The sequence below is a fragment of the uncultured Gardnerella sp. genome (assembly GCF_947280595.1).
In the GTDB taxonomy this organism is placed as follows: Bacteria; Actinomycetota; Actinomycetes; order Actinomycetales; family Bifidobacteriaceae; genus Bifidobacterium; species Bifidobacterium vaginale_A.
On record NZ_CAMYOS010000004.1, the window covers coordinates 111,505 to 128,901 of the forward strand.

At 39.0% G+C, this 17,397-nt stretch carries 13 protein-coding genes; 11 read left to right on the top strand and 2 right to left on the bottom strand.

Annotation, left to right across the window (positions count from 1 at the left end; all coding sequences use genetic code 11):
• Positions 1-272: 272 nt before the first annotated feature.
• From Q0X59_RS02435 to pgl, 4 genes are all read left to right on the top strand, one after another.
• Positions 273-2,867 (top strand): acyltransferase family protein, encoded by a 2,595-nt coding sequence (locus Q0X59_RS02435; RefSeq protein ID WP_297642902.1) that lies wholly within the window; start codon positions 273-275, stop codon positions 2,865-2,867.
• Between the two features lie 531 nt (positions 2,868-3,398).
• Positions 3,399-4,991, top strand: a complete 1,593-nt coding sequence (gene zwf, locus Q0X59_RS02440; protein WP_297642904.1) for a glucose-6-phosphate dehydrogenase — start codon at positions 3,399-3,401, stop codon at positions 4,989-4,991.
• The gene (locus Q0X59_RS02445; protein WP_297642906.1) at positions 4,988-5,923 is read left to right on the top strand and encodes a glucose-6-phosphate dehydrogenase assembly protein OpcA; all 936 of its coding nucleotides are present in this window, start codon (positions 4,988-4,990) and stop codon (positions 5,921-5,923) included. Before zwf ends, Q0X59_RS02445 begins: the two co-directional genes overlap by 4 nt.
• Before the next feature lie 123 nt (positions 5,924-6,046).
• A complete protein-coding gene (gene pgl, locus Q0X59_RS02450; RefSeq protein ID WP_297642908.1) occupies positions 6,047-6,868 on the top strand; it encodes a 6-phosphogluconolactonase in 822 nt (273 codons plus the stop codon).
• 344 nt (positions 6,869-7,212) lie between these two features.
• Here the strand turns inward: pgl and gndA are convergent, their stop codons facing one another.
• The gene (gene gndA, locus Q0X59_RS02455; protein WP_297642910.1) at positions 7,213-8,673 is read right to left on the bottom strand and encodes an NADP-dependent phosphogluconate dehydrogenase; all 1,461 of its coding nucleotides are present in this window, start codon (positions 8,671-8,673) and stop codon (positions 7,213-7,215) included.
• Between the two features lie 428 nt (positions 8,674-9,101).
• Between gndA and Q0X59_RS02460 the strand changes: the two genes are divergently transcribed.
• From Q0X59_RS02460 to nrdF, 4 genes are all read left to right on the top strand, one after another.
• The gene (locus Q0X59_RS02460; RefSeq protein WP_075523838.1) at positions 9,102-9,371 is read left to right on the top strand and encodes a glutaredoxin domain-containing protein; all 270 of its coding nucleotides are present in this window, start codon (positions 9,102-9,104) and stop codon (positions 9,369-9,371) included.
• A 1-nt stretch (position 9,372) separates the two neighbouring features.
• On the top strand, positions 9,373-9,897 hold the full coding sequence (nrdI, locus tag Q0X59_RS02465) for a class Ib ribonucleoside-diphosphate reductase assembly flavoprotein NrdI (RefSeq protein WP_296158143.1): 525 nt from the start codon (positions 9,373-9,375) through the stop codon (positions 9,895-9,897).
• 108 nt (positions 9,898-10,005) lie between these two features.
• Positions 10,006-12,258, top strand: a complete 2,253-nt coding sequence (nrdE, locus tag Q0X59_RS02470) for a class 1b ribonucleoside-diphosphate reductase subunit alpha (RefSeq protein WP_297642913.1) — start codon at positions 10,006-10,008, stop codon at positions 12,256-12,258.
• A gap of 158 nt (positions 12,259-12,416) precedes the next feature.
• A complete protein-coding gene (gene nrdF, locus Q0X59_RS02475; protein ID WP_082266300.1) occupies positions 12,417-13,526 on the top strand; it encodes a class 1b ribonucleoside-diphosphate reductase subunit beta in 1,110 nt (369 codons plus the stop codon).
• A gap of 234 nt (positions 13,527-13,760) precedes the next feature.
• Here nrdF and Q0X59_RS02480 read toward each other — a convergent pair whose 3' ends face one another.
• Positions 13,761-15,011 carry an ATP-binding protein gene (locus Q0X59_RS02480; RefSeq protein ID WP_075523840.1) on the bottom strand — a complete coding sequence of 417 codons (1,251 nt, stop codon included), beginning with the start codon at positions 15,009-15,011 and terminating at the stop codon, positions 13,761-13,763.
• A gap of 247 nt (positions 15,012-15,258) precedes the next feature.
• Between Q0X59_RS02480 and Q0X59_RS02485 the strand changes: the two genes are divergently transcribed.
• From Q0X59_RS02485 to Q0X59_RS02495, 3 genes are all read left to right on the top strand, one after another.
• Complete coding sequence (locus Q0X59_RS02485) at positions 15,259-15,528, top strand: type II toxin-antitoxin system RelB/DinJ family antitoxin (RefSeq protein WP_075523841.1); 270 nt, start codon at positions 15,259-15,261, stop codon at positions 15,526-15,528.
• The gene (locus tag Q0X59_RS02490; RefSeq protein ID WP_012913985.1) at positions 15,521-15,796 is read left to right on the top strand and encodes a type II toxin-antitoxin system YafQ family toxin; all 276 of its coding nucleotides are present in this window, start codon (positions 15,521-15,523) and stop codon (positions 15,794-15,796) included. Before Q0X59_RS02485 ends, Q0X59_RS02490 begins: the two co-directional genes overlap by 8 nt.
• Before the next feature lie 177 nt (positions 15,797-15,973).
• On the top strand, positions 15,974-17,397 hold a 1,424-nt coding region (locus Q0X59_RS02495; protein WP_297642917.1), incomplete at its 3' end, for an ATP-binding protein.

Below are 17,397 nucleotides of genomic sequence, written 5' to 3' on the forward strand. Positions count from 1 at the left end.
TTTCCTTCCTACTTTACCGCGCGCTAAAGAGCACAAAATAAATATGAAAATTACTTGCACTAAAATAGATAAAATCTCATAAATTACTATAGAAAAATTTTGCGAAAAATAAACAAATATAACGCATAATTTCGGCATTATTACATACAATATTCGTACATAAAATTAAGACACGCTTAACTCTCAACAGTGTCTTAATACGTAGTTATTATCATTCTGATTTTATCAAAAATACTACTTTAATAAGAAGTACAACGAATCGAATTGCAGGCATGATGGCAAAAGAAAAAACAGGCATGAATCCTGTTATTCCTAATACAGATATCGCCTTTTTAAAACAAAACAATGCAACTGAAAAAGAAGGCAGACTTTCAGAAACCAACGTATTCACTGCTCGCAATAATAAACTTAATAATTCCATTGATGACGCTCATAACTATTCAATAAACACATCAAACAACTTGAACAGTAACTCGAATATCAACTCAAAAAATGGGTCAAAAAGCGGCTCAGATAACAACACGCAAACTCACAATTCTTCAAAAAGAAATCCAGCAATTGATGGATTGCGCGCTTTAGCAATCATAGGAATAGTTGCATTCCATCTAAGACCAGCAATGTTACAAGGCGGATTCTTAGGAGTCACGCTATTTCTCGTGCTTGCAGGATATTTCAGCACAATAACGCTATTGCACTTATATAACAAAGATTTACACATACATTATTTCAAATATTTATGGAATCGAATTAGGAGAATTTGGCCTTCAACTTTAGGAATTATTGCATTAAGCGCACCATTCTTATGGCTATTTTCACCAAGCTTATTGCCAAAATTGCAATCAGACGCGCTTGGCGGCGCAGGATTCTTTAGCAATATGGTGTATGTTCTACGTCATGTTTCTTACTTTGATCAAGCTGGATTACCTTCTCCTATTAAACATTTATGGTATCTTGGTCTTGTAATGCAAGCATTCGTAATATGGCCAGTTATATTACTAGCGCTTATTAAGTTTGTACGTTCAGCATTTATTCGCATAAATTTAACAATTCTTTTAACACTTGCTTCAACTGTCACAACTGCAATTATCAGCTTTATTTATGGCGATGGAATGACAATTGCACGCGTTTACTACTCTTTGGATACAAGAGGATCTGAATTCTTAATTGGCGCATTATTTGCCATGTATTCTACGTGGTTCTCTAAAGGCTCTATAAGAGGATTTATTGCAGATTCCTTCACGTTTATTTTCTCAAATAAAGAACGCAGAAAAGCACTTATTGACGCTCAAGAAAGTGTTTATAACGAAGGTCAATATTCATCTAAATCAGAAAACGATTTAGAAAGAGAATCCGCAAACGAATCAACTGAGAAATTTACAAACGAATCAATTGACGATAATAGCGAATCAAGCTACAAAACGTACAATTACGACTTAGAAAACAATATTCCTCAAGATTTACGTGCTGGTCTACAAATAGATCTTTGCGAACAACATGAAGAACAAAACTCAGATATTGATATTAAAGAGTTACCAAAAAACGTTTTCAGTTCAAAACCACATATACACACTTACGCTCCACTAGCATCGTGGATTCGTTCAATCATAGGAATATGCGCTGTAGTTATATTAATTTACGCATATGTTATGGAAGATGGCACAACTCCATGGATTCCTTACGGAGGATACACACTAGTAGCATTGCTATGCGCAATAATGCTGTGGGCATGCTTGCAAAAAGATAATTTATGCTACAAAATTCTTGGATTCGAACCATTTGAATACCTTGGAAAACGCTCTTTCGCACTATATTTAGTTCATTTCCCTCTTTTTGAGATTCTTAATCCTGCAACGCGCACAAGCTTGGCATCATGGTGGGAACAGATACTACAATTCTTATTAGCAATTGCAATTTGCGAAGTATTCTATCGCATATTTGAAATGCCGCTAATTAAGCACAAATTCTCTCTGAAAGAAGCTAATACATTAGGCTCAATAGACTCAACTATGAGCACAAATAAAGTAACGTTCGCTATTCGAGATGTTTTCATAGTAGTTTGTGCAGCGATTACAGTTGCGCTAATTATATTGCCACTTAATTGGAAAGATATTGCAAAAGAAAGATCTTTGCAATTAAGACCTGAACTATCTGCAAACATAAGCAATATACAAAATAACGAAAAATCTAATGATTCAAACAAAGAGAAAAGCAATTCACAATCTAAAAATTTGAATAATCGACATAGCAACACAATTTTCAAAGGAAAGATTGAAAATATTAAAAAGATTTCTGGATTACCTCATCCAGCTAAACATAAAGTTCTTAATCCTATTGCAGAAAAAGTGCCAGAAAATCTGAATACTTCCAATATGGAAATAGATAAGAAAAAAGGAACTTGCTCTGCAAAGCTAACAATGGTTGGAGATTCAATTACTGAAGGAGCAAAACCTTATCTTCTCAAAGAATTGCCTAACGCATTCATAGATGGAAAAGTTAGCCGACAAATCTATCACGGCGCAGACACTTATGAAAAAGATGCATCAGATGGGCATAAAGGAGATGTAGTTATTTACGCTCTTGGTACAAACGGATTGCCAAGAAACGACTCAGTGCTCCAGCATATGGTAGACGTAGCCAAAGGTAAGCCAATCTACTTTGTAACAACTAGAGTTCCACAACCATGGCAAGACGCTACGAATTCCAGATTGCGTGATTTTGCTTCACGTAATCCTAATGTTGGAATTATCGATTGGCATGGGTTAAGCAATGGCCATTCAGAATATCTAACAGATGATGGCGTACACTTAACTCCAGTCGGAGGTCCACATTACGCTCGCATGATTCGTCTTGCAATATGCGGAGGATGATTGCGTAAATAAAACTATAGGTTTATTTACAGGATTTTCCTATCAAATGGGGCTGAGCTCTCGGAGTTTCTCTCATCGCAAGATTTTTACATTGCTCTAAGAGAAACTCCGAGAGCTCTTTGCATGTTTAGTCTTTTAATCTTCGGTTAATCACTGAGATTTTTCGATTTTTCTTCTTCATTCGATGAATCACCATCGGGCTGCGAATCGACCGAGATTAAAGCAGCATAGTGCGCTTTAAGCTCCCTCGATGAGTGAGCTGGCACAGAGAGGAAGTCCAGTGGACTTCCCTGCCAGCGAAGTGTTGAGCTGTTACTGCGTGCGCGATAAAAAATTGCACTAAAAATCTCATTCAGGGCGAAAAATCTTAAATCTCTGCCTAACTAATAGCAAAGCATACTTTGTAAATAAACCTATACAAAAATTTAAAAATCAAATAAATGCATATTTAACTGCAAACTACAAGCTAAGTTTTGGGCAAAATCATAAAGCGCGTGTGAAAAATATCATCACAACATTACGATAGTGAATATGACTGAGTTGAGGACACAATGCAACAATACAGAATCTAATAACGATTCCGTAGATAAAGCATTAACATGGCATAACCCATTGCGAGATCCTAGAGATTTGCGATTAGCTCGCATCGCAGGCCCATGCAGTTTAGTAATTTTTGGCATTACAGGCGATTTAGCGCGCAAAAAACTTATGCCAGCAGTATACGATTTAGCTAATCGCGGACTTTTACCGCCAGGATTCGGACTTACTGGTTTTGCTAGACGCGATTGGACTGATGAACATTTCGTAAATTTTGTACGAGAAAATATTCAAGAACATTGCCGCACACCATTCCGTGAATCTACTTGGACAAATCTTGCGAAGGGAATACGATTTGTACGCGGAACTTTTGATGATTCACAAGCTTTTGAACGTTTAAGTAAAACAGTAAGCGAATTAGATAGAGATCGCGGAACTCGCGGAAATCATGCATTCTACATGTCTGTTCCACCATCTAGTTTCCCAGTAGTTGCAAAACAACTAGCAGCTTCCGGACTCTCCCATTCTTCTAATCACGCATGGAGAAGAGTGATAATCGAAAAACCATTCGGGCATGATTTAGCAAGCGCTAAAGAATTAGATCGCGTTGTATCGGAAGTTTTCGATTCTAATTCCGTGTTCAGAATCGACCATTATTTAGGAAAAGAAACTGTACAAAATCTTCTTGCATTTCGTTTTGCAAACTCAATGTATGAACCAATTTGGAATGCAAATTACGTTGATCACGTGCAAATAACAATGGCTGAAGATATCGGCATAGGTGGCAGAGCTGGATACTACGATGGTATTGGCGCTGCTAGAGATGTAATACAAAATCATTTACTCCAACTAATGGCATTAACAGCTATGGAAGAACCAGTTAGTTTCCGTGCAGGAGATTTAACTGCAGAAAAAACGAAAATATTATCCGCAATTCGACTTCCACAAGATTTAGCTACAAATACAGCTCGCGGACAATACTCTGCAGGATGGCAAGGATCATATAAAGCTGTTGGATATTTAGAAGAACAAGGAATAGATCCGAAAAGTACTACTGAAACATACGCAGCAGTGCGATTAGATGTTGACACTCGCAGATGGGCTGGAGTTCCATTCTACTTGCGCACAGGCAAACGCTTAGGTAAAAGAGTTACAGAAATTGCTGTAATTTTCAAAAGAGCACCACATTTGCCTTTTGAATCTACTGCTGTGCGTGAACTTGGAAGTAATGCAATTGTGATTCGCGTTCAGCCAGACGAAGGCGTAACTATGAGATTTGGAGCAAAAGTACCAGGCGGAACAGCTATGGAAGTACGCGATGTGTCTATGGACTTTAGCTATGGTCGTTCATTTACTGAAAGCTCCCCTGAAGCTTATGAACGCCTAATTCTTGATGTACTTCTTGGAGAACCACCGCTTTTCCCAACAACTAAAGAAGTTGAATTGAGCTGGAAAATTCTCGATCCTATTGAAGAATTCTGGAGCACTCTTGGAACACAGCCTCAACCATATCGAGCTGGAACTTGGGGACCTAAACAAGCAGATGATATGCTTGCTCGAGATAATCGACATTGGAGATTGCCATGATTATTGATCTTCCAGATACAAATACAAGCAAAATTGCGTCTAAAATAGACGAACTTCACGAAGAGCGAGGAGAATCTGCAACTGGACGTGTGCTCACTTTACTAATTGACACATCACTTAAAGAACTAGAACACGCTTTAGGTGCAGCAAACGCAGCAAGCAGAGAACATCCTTGCAGAGTTATTGCAATAGTTCGCGATTGGTCTAGTGAACACGCTGATGAGCGAGGAGAAATTATACCAAATCTTGATGCTCAAGTACGTTTCGGCGCAGATGCTGGAGCTGGAGAAATAATTATCTTATACCCTCATAATGGTTTAGTTAGACACCCAGATACTCTTGTTATACCTTTGCTTGTTCCAGACGCTCCGATTGTTGCTTGGTGGCCAACCAATGCGCCAGAAGATCCTGCACATGATTTACTTGGAGCAATGGCTAGTAGTCGAATTACTGACGCACAATATTCTGAAGACACTATTAAAACTGTGCAAAATTTGCGCAAAAACTGGTCAGCAAACGATGTAGATCTTTCTTGGACACGCCTTACTTTATGGCGAGCAATGTTGGCTTCTATGCTAGATCAGCCACCTCACTTGCCTATTTTGAAAGCAACCGTAACAGGACCTAATCACTATGTTCCTTTGCATTTGCTTAAGATGTGGCTAAAGATTACTTTGAATGTTCCTGTTGAAAGCATAGAAACACAAGACGCAAAAGCAATCACTTCTGTAACACTAGAGCGGGAAGATGGAGTATTGTCACTGACTCGACCAGACGGAAGCGATCAGGCAATGATTAGCTTGCCAGGACAAGCAGCACAACCAATTGCTCTTCCTATTCGCACTTTAGATGATTGCCTAAGTGAAGAATTACGAAGAATCGACCCAGATGAAATTTATGCTCAAATTGTTAAAGCAGACTGCAATAGATAGATCTAGATAAATCTAGATAGATAAACCGATCGATAGATAAATAAATAAATAAATCAAAATAAAGTAAAATAAATAAATCAATAAACATAAAGAAAAAACAATATAAAGTAAACAAGGCAAACCATGACAGACGATGTTAAATTCTCTCATAATGCAATCGTATATGGATATGATAATCGTGAAATACTTGCAGCTGTTGCAGCACAACGATTAGTTACGATTATTATGGATTCACAAAATAATGTGCAAAATCTTAATAAACCATTCCATTTACTTCTTACAGGCGGAACTGACACTATTCGCATGTTCCGCATGTTAGCAAGCAATCCTCTTCTTCCTGCAATCAATTGGAATTTAGTTCATATTTGGTGGGCAGATGAACGCTTTGTATCTTACGATAGCGAAGATCGAAACGCGCTCAAAGCTCGCGAAACGCTTCTTAACTTGCTTACTTCTAACAAAGCTTTATCAGAATCTCATATTCACGAGATGCCTTCAGATGAACGCAGTGCGGAAGAAATCTCGAATGCAAGTGATGCTGAAAATGACGCTATTTTAGATTCTGCATCACGAGAATACGAAGATGAGATTGTTGGCTTATTAGGAGAAAAACCTGTTTTTGATTTAGCTGTGTTAGGCATGGGGCCTGACGCTCATATGGCATCCCTTTTCCCAGGATTGCCGCAAGTTAATAATCGCGAGCGCATTGTTGTTGGCGTAAACCACTCGCCTAAGAACCCGCCAATGCGATTGTCGCTTACTGTTCCAGTATTGGCACGAAGTCGCAAGACTTGGTTTTTGACTGCTGGAGTTGAAAAAAGTGTTGCTTTAATGAATGTACTTTCTGAAAATGACAATCCAAAATATCCTGCGTCTTTCGCTAACGGAACAGACGAAATCTCTTGGATGACAACAGCAGAAACACTGCAAGCTGCAATTCAATAATCGCATAGATTTCACAACGCTTAGCGAAAATCTTAAAAAAGCAAATTATGTTGGCGCAATTGCGGAAATATCATGTTCGAAACATGGCGCAATTGGGAAAATTGACCCATAAAAACATGGCGCATTTGCGAAAATCTGCTTGACAAAACATGGCGCAATTGGGAAAATCTTTATAAAACTGGTGAAATATCAAGGAAAACTGCACTCAGCAACAATTGAACGAACCCAGCACAAATTTACAATCCAAGTTGTAAAAGGTACTATAAGGCAAAAAGAAAGCGTCACACGCAGAATAATAACGCATGTGACGCTTACGCAAGAATTATTTTTAGATTATATTTGTTTTAATCTTGCTTTACTTCTGAGCGATTAGGATCTGCCCACAAAGTGTGGAATACGCCTGGCTCATCAATACGACCGTAAGTGTGAGCGCCGAAGAAATCGCGCTGAGCCTGAATAAGTGATGCCGGCAAACGCTTGGAGCGCAAACCATCATAATAAGCTAGCAAGCTTGAGAATGCTGGCACAGGAACGCCATGCTCAACAGCGCGAGAAATAACTCTACGCCAAGCAGCTTGAGATCGCTCAATAGCTTCCTTAAAGTAAGGCGCAAAAAGCAAAGAAACGCTTGCTTCACCGGACTCAAAGGCTTCAGAAACACGATTCAAGAATTGCGCTCGAATAATGCAGCCACCTCGCCAAATGCGAGCAACTGCAGCCTGATCAATCTTCCAATCGTGCTCACGCGCAGCAGCAGCAATCTCATCAAAACCTTGTGCGTAAGAAACAATCTTAGAAGCATACAAAGCTTGACGAATATCTTCAATAAAAGCTTTACGCTCATCATCATTAAAATCAAAATGCACGTCCGGACCAGTCAAATCTTGGCTTTGCGCAGCCTTTCGCAAGTCAACTTGACTTGAAAGTCCGCGAGCAAACACAGCTTCAGCAATACCGGTAACAGGTATTCCGAGCGAAAGTGCAGATTGCACAGTCCAAGTACCAGTACCCTTCATTCCAGCGTGATCTACCATCATTTCAACCAAAGGCTTACCAGTTTTAGCATCTTTCTGGCGCAAAACATCAGCTGTAATTTCAATCAAATAAGAATCAAGCTCGCCTTTATTCCACTCGCTAAATACGTCAGCAATATCGTCTGACTTCATGCATAAACCGCGAAGCATTAAATCGTAGCTTTCAGCAATAAGTTGCATATCTGAATACTCAATGCCATTGTGAACCATCTTCACAAAATGACCAGCACCGTCAGTACCAATATGCGTTACGCAAGGCTCACCTTCTGCAACAGCTGCAATCGACTTCAAAATAGGACCAAGAGTTTTCCAAGATTCCTCAGTGCCACCAGGCATCATAGAAGGTCCACGCAAAGCTCCTTCTTCGCCACCAGAAACACCGCAACCAACATAATGAAGACCGCGAGCACGAATGTCACGCTCTCTACGAATAGTGTCTTCAAAATAAGAATTTCCGCCGTCAACAATAATATCTCCAGGCTCCATAGCATTCGCAAGTTCTTCAATAACAGCATCAGTAGGAGCTCCAGCTTTTACCATAATTATTGCAGTACGTGGTCGTTTCAAGGATGCTACAAATTCTTCAACAGTTTTAGATGGAACGAATGCACCCTCACTTCCATGCTCGTTCATTAAAGTTTCAGTTCTAGAATAATGACGATTGTAAACAGCAACAGTATTGCCATGATGCGCAAGATTACGCGCTAAATTAGAACCCATAGCTGCCAAGCCAACAACGCCAATATTTGCTTTAGCTTGAATTTCCGTCATTTTGTACCTCTATCTTTTGATTATCTATGACTGTTTTATGACTGTTTTATTGTTTTATGACTGTTTTATCTTTTAACACTTAACCAATCAAAATGCACGTTTTAAGTTTATCTACCTATGTGCACAAGATAAAGCATGTGCACAAGATAAAGCACATATTTAAAGATCTAACAGGAATCGCAATTTTGTGATAAAGATTACATTTTTAGTTTTGATAGAATAGCTCAAATTCCGCATAAATCTTATAAACACGCGCATTTACAAAAATTAAAAAATACTAAATATAGTGATTGACTACACAACACACCACTATAAATAGTGTTAATTGGTAGTAGACTGTTAAACCGTGCTCAGAAACAAAAGCACCAAAAGGCATCTTGAACCTAAAACTAAAAAACTCAAATACATGCAGCGAAGGGAGAAGAATCGTGACTATAACAGTTTTCACAAAGCCACATTGCCCACAATGTGATGCCACGAAACGTCAATTCACTAAACTTGGCGTAAATTTTGAAACAGTAGACTTAACTCAAAGCCCTTCAACATTAGATCAGTTGCGTGAAGCAGGATTCCGACAAGCGCCAGTAGTTATTACACCAGATTCGTCTTGGAGCGGATACCGCCCAGATTTAATTGCGCAAATTGCAGACAAACTCGAAAATTGCAATCAAGAATCAGAAAAAATCCAAGAAGCATAAAATGAGCGAGCAAGAAGAACAAGAAAACATCGCACAGCCAAGCGAGCCAGAAGCAAAAGCAAAAGGCGAATCAATTGGTGCAGTAGTGTATTTTTCATCAGTTTCCGAGAACACATTGCGATTTGTAAAAAATTGTGATTTCCCTAGCAACAACGTGAACGTGTATCGTATACCACTTAGACCGAAAGATCCAGAACTAAACGTGCGCGAACCATATGTGCTAATAGTACCAACTTATGGCGGAGGAAATATATCAAAAGCAATCCCAATACAAGTTCGTAAATTCTTAAATAACAGAGAAAATCGTTCTTTTATTAGAGGTGTAATTTCTTCCGGAAATACGAATTTCGCAGAAGCTTATTGTGCTGCAGGAAGCCAGATTGCAGGAAAGTGTGCAATTCCAAATATGTACTCGTTTGAATTAACAGGAACTCAAGAAGATATTGAAAAAGTAGCGAATGGAATACCTAAATTTTTAAAGCAATTAAAAGAAATAGAAAAAGAAACAAATAAAAGCAATAAATAAAAGCATCAAATAAATAAATAAATAAATAATAAAAAAAATAAAAATAAAAATAAAAAACAGCAGCGTTTAAAAAGTAAGCGCAACGCGTAAAAGAAAGGAATCAATCAAATGAATAGCACAGATCCGATGAGCGAATCTACTTCGCTTAATCTTGATCACACTGATACCGCAAGCATTGAATCCGATGGTAGCACAACTGGTAACAGCGCTAACAGCACAGCGCAGAGAATTCAAAACAGCCACGACTACCACGTTCTTAACGCTATGCTCGGTCTTTTTGATCCAGAAAAAGGCATTCAGTTTGATAAAGACAAGGAAGCAGAAAAGCTTTACATTTCGGATTATGTGCAAAAACATAGCATGAAATTTAATTCCACTCGTGAACGCTTGAATTATTTGATTGACAACTACTACTACAACGGCAATGTGTTCGGCAAGTACAGCGATGACTTCCTTAACAAGTTCTATGAGCATGCAGAATCTGCTCACCACACTTTTGGCACATTCTTAGGCGCTTTTAAGTTCTATACTTCATACGCTTTGAAAACTTTTGACGGCAAACAGTATTTGGAAAACTTCGCTCAGCGCGCAGCTGCCGTTGCATTGGAACTTGCAGACGGTGATGAAAAAGCAGCACTGAACTATTTGGATGAGATGCTTTTAGGTCGCTTCCAACCAGCCACACCAACATTCCTAAATCTTGGTAAAGCTCAGCGTGGCGAGGCTGTAAGCTGTTTCCTCGTGCGCTTGGAAGATAACATGGAATCTATTGCTCGTGGAATTAACTCTGCTTTACAACTTTCTAAGCGCGGTGGCGGAGTGGCTCTGCTACTTACGAATTTGCGCGAACTTGGCGCTCCTATTAAGCGAATCGAGAATCAATCTAGCGGCGTTGTGCCTGTTATGAAACTTTTAGAAGATTCATTCTCTTACGCTAATCAGCTTGGCGCTCGTCAGGGAGCTGGAGCTGTATACATTAGCGCTCACCACCCAGATATTATGCGTTTCCTGGACACTAAGCGCGAGAACGCTGACGAGAAAATTCGTATCAAATCACTTTCTTTGGGCGTTGTAATTCCAGATATTACTTTTGAGCTCGCTAAGCGTAAAGAAAAGATGGCTTTATTTAGCCCTTACGATGTTGAACGCGAGTATGGTAAGCCTTTTGCAGACATTTCTGTTACTGAACATTATGATGAAATGGTTGCAAATCCTCGCATTCACAAGAAGTACATTGACGCTCGTGAATTCTTTATGACGCTTGCTGAGATTCAGTTTGAATCAGGCTACCCTTACATTTTGTTTGAAGATACTGTCAATCGCACAAATCCTATTGAAGGTCGCATTACTATGAGCAACTTGTGCTCTGAGATTTTACAAACTCAGGAAGCAAGCACTTATAACGCAGATTTGACTTACAGTCACGTAGGTCGCGATATTTCTTGCAATCTTGGCTCTCTTAATATCGCTAAGGCGATGGATGGAAACTTGAGTACAAGCGTTGAGCTTGCTGTGCGCGCACTCACTTCTGTCTCCGAGCACACTTCGATTGATTCCGTTCCTTCAATTCGCCGCGGAAATGCTGAAGGCCACGCAATCGGCTTAGGTCAGATGAACTTGCACGGTTTCCTTGCTCGCGAACACATGCAATATGGCAGCGATGAAGCTCTTGACTTTACAGACATGTACTTTATGACAGTTGCTTACAACGCTTATAAAGCTTCTCACGCTTTGGCTGTGGAGCGCGGTCACGCTTTTGCAAGCTTTAAGACTAGCGCTTACGCTAAGCCTGCAGGCAAAGGCAACTACTTCGATAAGTACACTAACGGAAGCCGCTCGCTCGAACCTAAAACTCAAACAGTTCGTGATTTGTTTGCTCGTTTTAACGTTGCAATTCCAACCGTCAGCGATTGGGAGCAGTTGCGCGATGAGATTTTGCGCGATGGCATTTACAACGAGTATTTGCAAGCTATTCCTCCGACTGGTTCTATCTCGTACATTAACCATTCCACGAGTTCGATTCACCCGATTGCTTCCCGTATTGAGATTCGCAAAGAGGGCAAAGTTGGTCGCGTCTACTACCCTGCAGCATACATGACAAATGACAATATGCAATACTTCAAGGATGCTTACGAAATTGGCTGGAAGGCGATTATTGACACTTACGCACAAGCAACTCAGCATGTGGATCAAGGATTGTCACTCACTTTGTTCTTCCCAGACACTACAACTACTCGAGATTTAAACAAAGCTCAGATTTACGCATGGCGAAAGGGAATTAAAACTCTTTACTACATTCGTATTCGCCAGAAAGCTTTGGAAGGTACAGAAATCGAAGGTTGCGTAAGCTGCACGCTATAGTGCGTAGCGCAAAAATCTTTACGCTGTAAATCTATCTATGACAATAAATCTTAGAGCTATGAAGATTTACGCTGTAAATCTTAGCACCGTAAATCTTTAAAAGATTAAATCAAAACTTAAAAATTTTATAAAACGTAAACACAAAATCAGGAGTAATTATGACAGAACTCAGCCCAACCGAGCTCGCCCCAACTGCGCTCGACCCAACTGCGCTTAGAAGTAGCCTCGATAAGCCTTTTGGCACAAATCGCATAATCGCAGATGACGCTATGATGGCAGCTTCCATCACACCAGCTCAGTATCGCTACCATCACGGCTCGCGCGTGCGCCCAGTTAATTGGAACAATATTATTGACGACAAGGATTTGGATGTTTGGAATCGCCTTATAGCTAACTTCTGGCTTCCTGAAAAAGTTCCTCTGAGCAATGATATTCCTTCTTGGCGCTCACTCACTGACCTTGAGCGCAAGACCACTACTCGCGTTTTTACAGGATTGACTTTGCTTGATACCAGCCAGGCAACTATTGGTGAGCTTTGCCAGATTGAGCACGCTCGCACTGAGCATGAGCAGGCTATTTACACAAATATTGCTTTTATGCAATCAATTCACGCACGTTCCTACTCCTCTATTTTCTCTACTCTTTGCTCTAGCGAGGAGATTGACGAGGCTTATCGTTGGGCTGTTGGAAACGATGTTTTGCAGCAGCGCGTTACCACTGTGCTTTGCGAGTATGAAAGCGAAGATCCGCTTAAGCGTAAGATTGCAGCGACTATGCTTTCGTCACTTCTTCTTTATGCAGGCTTCTATTTGCCACTTTACTTTGCTTCTCGCGGAAAGATGATGAACACTGCTGATATGATTCGCTTGATTTTGCGCGATAAAGCTATTCACGGCTATTATTCAGGATACAAGTTCCAGCGCGGTTTGGAACTTAGGAGCGAGCGAGATCAGAAGAATCTTGAAAAGTTCACTATGAACTTGCTCGACACTTTGTACGATTTGGAAGTTGAGTATTCTGGTCAGATTTACGAAGGATTTGACTTCCACGATGACGTTTTTGACTTCGTGCGCTATAACGCTAACAAGGCTTTGATGAACCTTGGATATCCAGCAAAATACAGCGAAGAAGAAACTCATGTAAGCCCGGAAATTCTCGCGGCTTTATCTCCTGCTGCAGACGAAAATCACGACTTCTTCTCTGGATCTGGCTCAAGCTACATTATGGGCAAGTCAGTTGAAACTGATGATGATGATTGGGATTTCTAGTCGCTAACCAGTAGTCGCTTAGTTGCTTAATTACTTCGTTAATTAGTTAATCAGTTAATCACTCAGGTTGCTTATGCACTTTTCATAAGCAACCTCTTTTTTATTTAATTATTTAAGAATATTTCCGTTTTGGAACTATTTTAAATATCCGCGTACTTATGGAGTTATCGTGGCAAAAATTGCAAAAATCGCAAAATCTGCCACGATAACGCACAGATTATTTATTCTAGTTTTCTAAAAAATCTGCTTATTTTTAATAAAATCTGCAATATTTACGTGCTTAATGCCGTTACGTTTTTGTATAAGTGAATCCATGGTCATAACATATTTTTCATAATTATCATGAATAGCTTCTAAAGCCCTATACTCGCGGTCTTCTGTTTGACGACTCAGCAAAATCGTATAAGCTACTTGCGCGTAAGAATAATCCATATCTGCATTGCGCAGAATGAAATCACACTCCAACTTTCCAATACGACCAACGCTTATAGAGTATCCAAAGCTTTTAGCGTATAAGTACACAATATTTTCCAAAGTAGGACCATAGTTTATGCGATTATCCGTATTGAGAGAGTAATAAAAACTTAAATCTGCTAAGTAATACTTCTTTTCTCCGCAAAGAGCACGTTTTGATTTCATGTCGAAACGTGGGCATTCATAAATGATTTTCGCATCCAAAAGAACACGAATATACCTTGCTAAAGTAGTACGACTTATAGCTAATCCATTCTTCTTTAAAGATTCGCACAAGCTATTGATACTAGTCGTAGCGCCAAAATTGTTAATAATATAGTTACGTACAGCTTCAAATGCTTGCGTATCTTTAATTTTTACTCGAGTTTTAATATCTTTATCAAAAATTTCTTTAATAACATTACTTACATACGTTCGCTTGTCACTCATATTATCTATGGCAATAGTACGAGGGAAACCACCTTCGAGAATATAATTATTAAGCTCTTTACTAATGTCGGAATCTACTGGTTTATCATAGAATTTTTTGAAATCTTCATACTCGTCAAAACTTAGCGGAAACATCTCAAATTCAAGATATCTTCCAGTTAATTTTGTTGCTAATTCACCACTTAGCAAATAGGAATTGGATCCCGTTATAAAAATAGAATATCCGCCTTCTTCTCGAAAGCCGTTTAATACTTCTTCAAATCCTTTAACATTTTGTATTTCATCTAGAAACACGTATTTTAAGCCACTAGTATTAGTAAGTTTTTCTATAAGAAAGTCAAGCTGATCGGCTGATTTTACGTTTCTGTATTCGCGTTTATCAAGATTTATATAAATAATATTAGATTCTGGAACTGGATTACTTCGTTCTTTAAGCTCATCAATAATTGTTCGCATAAGACTTGATTTGCCACATCTGCGAATTCCGGTAATCACTTTTATAAGATCGCTATCATCGTAAAACGCGCGAATTTTGCTAAGATACTTTTCGCGGCGATACAGTTTTTCTTGATTCACGGTCATAGCAAAATCCTTTTACAAGAGCCAAACGCCTTTTTCGTATTGGCGTATGAGTTATATTATATCGCAAAAACCGAGTTATCGTGGCAGTTTTTGCTAATTTTGCAATTTTTGCCACGATAACTTGTTATTTTGTAATAATTGTGTACACAATGGTGCTACTTTGGTATTACGTTGGGTGCTGTAGGTCTGTTATAATAAAGCAAAGCATGAATAACAAATTTATGATTTTGAGCTTAAAGGAAACGACATGACTTCTACAAAAACAGCTAGAACAGGCAGATTAAGTGTAAGAGTTAATCCAGAAATACGAGATAGTGCATCGCAAGTTCTTGAACATTATGGTCTTGATATGAGTTCAGCAGTCAACCTATTCTTGTATCAGATTGTAAATACGCAACGTTTCCCATTTTCACTTGAAAGTTCTACATATGAGCACGCTATTGATGAAGCTATGAAAGAAAAACCAATAGCTGCAGGCACTGTAGACGATTTTGCTGAGCTGATGCGCAATGCCTAAACCGCCATTTTATAGTCCAATCTATCTGCGAGATGTTAAGAAATATAAGCAGAAGCATTACGATATTGAGCAAGTAATCAATATTGTGAGACTTATTTGCAATGGTGCAGATTCTCGCGAGCTTGCAACTTATAGAGATCATATTCTTAAAGGCTCATACAAAGGCGTGCATGAATTGCATGTGTCTGCAGATGTTCTACTGTTGTATCAAGTTAAAGAAGATTGCATTATATTTCTACGCTTAGGATCTCACGACGACTTATTCTAGTTAGCAAAAACTGCCACGATAACATGCGACTGCGTTGATTATATTGAAAAATAATATAATTTAGATTATTATAATTACGATTATAATAATCGCGATTATAATAGCTTGAGTACAATTTAGGCAGCTATAAGATGCACTGAAAAATATTGCAATTATTGGCATAGCAGCAGGTGGAATATGGTTTTTGTCGGCAGGAAAGACGAGTTACAGGTACTTGAAAAACTGTATGAAAACAGCAAGCACTCGTTCCAGATGGCAATAGTTTATGGTCGAAGACGAATAGGAAAAACTTCGCTTATTTCACAATTTTGTAAAAATAAGCACGCAATACTTTTTACTGCTAGCGAGCAAACTAATATTGAGAATTTGCGCGATTTCTCTCGCACTGTATATGATTTCTTCAATCTCCCCGCAACTACAGGATCATTTAACAATTGGAACGATGCTCTTGATTTTATTGCACAACAATCTAACAACGCAGATCAGAACGCTTCTCAATCTCCACTTATTCTAGTTTTCGATGAATTTCCTTACGCAGCTCAAGCAGATAAATCCTTAGCGTCAACATTCCAAATTGCGATAGATCATAAATTTAAGAATGCAAACATGACTCTTATTTTGTGCGGCAGTAACGAAGGATTCATGGAAAGTGAAGTGCTTGGTAAGAAGAGTCCGCTTTATGGAAGACGTACAGCGCAGGTTCGGTTGCAACCATTTAATCTTTTTGAAGCAGCTGAGCTTATGCCAAATAATGCTACTTGGGAAGATAAAATCAACTATTTTGCATCCCTTGGAGGAACACCATACTATATTGAGCAGTTGGATGATAATTCTACGTTTGCGGAAAATCTTGAGCAATTATGCTTTAACATTTCAGGAATTTTGTACGCTGAACCAGACATGCTTATGCGCCAAGAATTGCGCGATCCTTCAACGTACAATAGTGTGCTAAATGCCCTCGCTACGGGATGCAATACTCCGACTTTAATATCGGATCGTATTGGATTGCCAGCTACATCAGTGAACGTGTATTTAAAAACATTAGAAGGACTTGGGCTGATTGAAAGAAATATTCCATTTGGCATGAATCCACTTAATTGTAAAAAAGGATCATGGCAGATTTGTGACCCATTTTTTGCGTATTGGTATAGGTTTGTTGCTCCTAATAAAGGATTGATTGAACGCGGACTTTCACACGCTGCCACAAGTAGCGTTCTTGGTGGTGAGCATGAAGTGTTTAGTACTTTTGTAGGTCAACAGTTTGAGAAAATGTGCGAACAGTGGATTGTGCACCAATGCAAAATTGGTGGAATGGACTTTTTGCCAACTAAGTTAGGTAAATGGTGGGGTGCCGATCCTTTTGCTCGTGAACAAACTGATATCGATATTGTTGCGCAAGACGATATTAACAAGCAACTTCTTATTGCAGAATGTAAGTGGCGTAATAATCTCAACGAAGCTGAAACAGTGAGCAAGTTGCTGCAGCACGCAACTTTAGTTGAGAATGCAAAAAATCGCGACTATAAGAAAATATTTATGCTTTTTACAAAGTATCCAACTTCTTACAATCCTCGTCATGCTAAAACAAGCATCAACTTTGT